Consider the following 3,918-nt stretch of genomic DNA (forward strand, 5'->3'; position numbering starts at 1 on the left):
GGCTGGCGGGGTCTAACCCTCTCTTCGGTCCCGGGGGCTTGTGGCGGAAGGCGTGGGCAAGGTAATCAGAGCGATGCGGTCGATTGCCTTGTGATGACGGAGGCCTCTACGGTATCACTCCAGCGTGTCGCTTTTTAAGGTGCGCTTGCCTCAAATTTAACCTTAATCTTTGATAATGCTCGTGAAGCCAATTTCGGAAACTGTTTGCGTTGGGAGTCTCACCTTTGCCCTTAGTATGCGCCGGCTACTCTTCGGGAGATATTCTTTTCCAAATTGAGGGATTGTCCGGCCCGGCGGGACCAGTTCCGGAATATGTGGCGAACAGCTTTGCGACCCTTACGCGTGGAGCCCCCATCCGACCGTCACCTTTACTGGCGGAACTCATATCGAAAGGGCGGACTGCCAGTCGAAAGGAGTGAGCAACACTAATGCAAGGTCCTGCGATCCATAGGGCGTTGGGTCCGGCGATCCATGCTGGATCAGAGGTACAAGAAGTATCGCCACTAAAAATTCGTTTACAAACATACTTGTGACCACGCCCCTCAACGTCAGCGCTGATTGAAAGGATAAATTAAGTTCATGGCCAGATCTTGCGAAAGAAATTGTGATAGGATTTACAGCTTTGGGCGAAAATTCTTAGAGAACTGCCTGCTGTCGGATAGATCACTCATGTCTCAAGAGGCTCTATGGACAATAGATAACCTTCAGCGCCTGCATAATGCGATCTTTGGGAATCTGGATCAAGGCGCGCGGGACTTCACTGCAAAACTCAATGACCAGATTACGTCGACTGGCGACGTCGAAACCATGTCCGCTCTGGTGGCCGAGGTTCTTGGGATCTATTTTCTTTTCCCCAGCAATGTGGGCAGAAGCCGAAAAACAGAGCTTCTGAGCCAAGTCCTGGAGTGGGGTGGCAAGACGCTGGATAAAGACTCCGATCTTGTAAAGTGTTTCGAGCACGGGATCGGTAGCGGAGGTCAGTCCTATAACACGCGCCGCCCCTTCGAAATCGGCTTTCTGATCGAAATGGCTCTCGCATTTAAGAAGAAGTCGGCCGAAGACCAGGGGAATCTCGCAGGTTCTCCGTGGAAAATGATGGAGTTTCTGGACGCAATCGACGCTTCCAGCAGCCGACAGATCCGGCACATGATATTGCATATACTCTTTCCGGACGACTTCGAACGGATCTCCAGTCGCGAGCACAAGAAGAGAATTGTTGAAGCGTTCGAGACCATGGCGGATGGGTCGGATGGGCATGACAGGCAACTTCTGAGTATCCGCAAAGAGTTGGAGCACCTCTTTCCTGACGAGGTCGTTGACTTTTATCGACCGCCTTTGGTTGATGTGTGGAATCAGGCGGGCAATGCTGCGGACGACTACATCCCAATGGCCGCGCTGCACTACAAAAAGCAGATCGTTTTATATGGCCCTCCTGGCACCGGGAAAACGCATACGGCGAAAGCTTTGGCTGAGCAAATTATCAGGCCAAAGCTGTTAGAAAAATATGGTGCGAAGAATTATTTTCAAAACATGTCTAAGGTTAGTTCTGAAATTGAACGCCGCACCCACCGGCTTCAATTGCATCCTGCATATGGCTATGAAGACTTCATGCGAGGGTTACGGATTACCTCCTCCGGTGCGACGGAGTATCAACACGGCTATCTTCCGCAGCTTGTGAAAACTATCTCTCAAGATGATCATAAAATTCCGCATGTTCTAATTCTGGATGAGATGAACAGGACGGATCTTAGCAGGATGCTGGGCGAAGCTTTCTCACTCTTAGAGAATCGCGGCGAGGAAATCACTCTGCCTGGTGTTAATGCCGGAGAACCAGCTCAAAAGCTCAATATCCCGGAAAATCTCTACGTAATCGGGACGATGAACCTTATCGACCTGTCAATCGAGCAGATGGATTTCGCTTTGAGGCGGCGTTTCCTGTGGGTTTATCACGGTTTTGACGCCGACGCCTTGGTATCGGCTGCTTACTCTCGTTGGACGCGCGCATCGAATAAGATTGACTGGGCAGAGGTCGAGCCGGATTTCCGCAAACTTGCTTCCGCTGCAGGCTCACTTAACTCCGTGATTGCGTCAAGTCAGCTCCTCGGACCGCAATACGAAATAGGGCACGCCTACTTCCTCGATATTGTGCCGCTGCTGATTGACGATCTCGATAAGCGTCGTCGTCAGGGCTATCTGTGGAATACGAAAGGCGCACCGCGTCGTCCTGTTGAGCAACTATGGGATTATGCACTCTTTCCGCTTTTGCAGGAATATCTGGTAAGCATCGACCCACAAAGCCGCGCAAAGGTGTTGGGCGAGTTGCGAAAAGCCTTTGTGTCCGAGCCTGTAGCTGAAGCATGAAGCTGTCGGTTAGAGATTCCTCTCCATTCGGGCAGCACCTCACAAATGACGATCGCGCCTGGCTTGGAAGGCTTGCGAGGGACAGTGCCGCCGGTGATCTGGTCTTGCGGCTGGAGGCCGGGCGCGAAGACGAGCCGGTCGTTAGGTGCGAGTTCAATGGTGACTGGTGGGCAGGGCGCTATATAGGAAACCTGACTTTCGAAGGCCGTACGCTGGAGATAACTCCGCGTTTTGGTGCGGAAACGCTTTCTCGTTGGATTTGCGGTGCTTTTAACCTTGCCATGGTCGAGAGTACTGGCAAGCAAGAAGCGGACGAGGCTTTTATTCCGAGGCTTCTGGCTCTGATCTGGACACGTGCTCTGACAGAGGCAGCGCGTCACAGCCTTCCCGCCCTGCGCCGCGAGAGGATTGAAACCGGCCTCAGTCTGCGCGGACCATTGCATCTGCCGGGCACGGTAAAGCTGCGATCACGCGGATCGGTTGAAGTGGCCTCGATCCACAGGGAAAAATCGCTCAACCATGCGATTAGCGCAGCGATTGTAGCCGCCTGGCTTCAACTCTCGCGCACGCTTGGCCGGAAGGGTGATTGGCTGGACCGGCGGAGCGAAGACATTCTCTCGCATATGATTGCTGCAGTCGGCGCGAGGCCTTCTCTTCCGAGCCTGACGGAAATACGCCAGCTGCGGCTGACGCCGATTACAGCAGGGTTCAGATCGGTCGCGGATCTTTCCCACCGGATTGCCTCAGGGAAAGGTCTGGCAAGTCGTGTGAGCGAAGATGGCCAATGTACCGGGATTTTGCTTGATGTCGCGGAAATATGGGAACTCTTCGTCCTGAACGCGATGAGAAGAGCGTGGGGAGCTCAAGGCGTTTCTCACGGCACGAGAGACTACGGCGAAACCCGCTCTCTTTTACGCACAGAGAGCGGGCAGGGCCTCGGTTTGATGAAACCTGACTTCCTCGTAAAAGCGACCGGGGGAAGCAGATTGGTGGCGGATGCTAAATACAAACGCCTTCACTCATTCCCTCCATTGCTTCCTGCACCTCAACGTGAGGACCTGTATCAGATCGCAGCCTACGCCGGACGATGGAATTGCAATGCACTGCTGATATACCCTGAGGACCAGACACAAGGCGGCATTCCTGAGATAGAGCAGAGCGGGCCTTGGGGGTTGGAAGGAGGGCAGAAGGTTTTCTTCATTACTTTGCCTGCGGATCTGGAGCAGGCAGCAGTGAAACTTGAGAGTTATCTTAAGTGTTCTGACCTGCCGCGGAAATTTCATCCAGCCGCAACCTGAGCCCGGTTGTATTTGAACCTGCCCCCAACATTGGACCGCCCGAAGGCAGAGTTTTCCGGCTTCTGAGGTGAGGCCGCTTTCTGGATCACCCGAGGCTGGAGTTTTGTATCCGGCGTCTGCATCCCATTGAGATCTGCGGTTTTGTTCCAGCTCCATAGCGGCGAGTTTTCTTCTGAGGTTTCAGAAGGATGTCGAAATGGCAGATTGCGGAGAAGGATTTGTTGGTCGGTGCGCGGTTGTGGAGGCTCGCCGGAGCAAC

At 53.5% G+C, this 3,918-nt stretch carries 3 protein-coding genes; 2 read left to right on the forward strand and 1 reads right to left on the reverse strand.

The window, feature by feature from the left end; genetic code table 11:
- Nucleotides 1–669: 669 nt before the first annotated feature.
- Nucleotides 670–2,361 (forward strand): McrB family protein, encoded by a 1,692-nt coding sequence (locus EP867_RS18980; protein WP_164888962.1) that lies wholly within the window; start codon nucleotides 670–672, stop codon nucleotides 2,359–2,361.
- The gene (locus EP867_RS18985; protein ID WP_128491006.1) at nucleotides 2,358–3,659 is read left to right on the forward strand and encodes a 5-methylcytosine restriction system specificity protein McrC; all 1,302 of its coding nucleotides are present in this window, start codon (nucleotides 2,358–2,360) and stop codon (nucleotides 3,657–3,659) included. The genes EP867_RS18980 and EP867_RS18985 overlap by 4 nt, the downstream gene beginning before the upstream one ends.
- Here the strand turns inward: EP867_RS18985 and EP867_RS20130 are convergent.
- Nucleotides 3,641–3,918: hypothetical protein (locus tag EP867_RS20130; RefSeq protein WP_206616390.1), on the reverse strand; the 278-nt coding region annotated here is incomplete at its 5' end. The two genes, EP867_RS18985 and EP867_RS20130, sit on opposite strands and share 19 nt — an antisense overlap.

The organism is Falsigemmobacter intermedius (assembly GCF_004054105.1).
Taxonomy (GTDB): Bacteria; Pseudomonadota; Alphaproteobacteria; order Rhodobacterales; family Rhodobacteraceae; genus Wagnerdoeblera; species Wagnerdoeblera intermedia.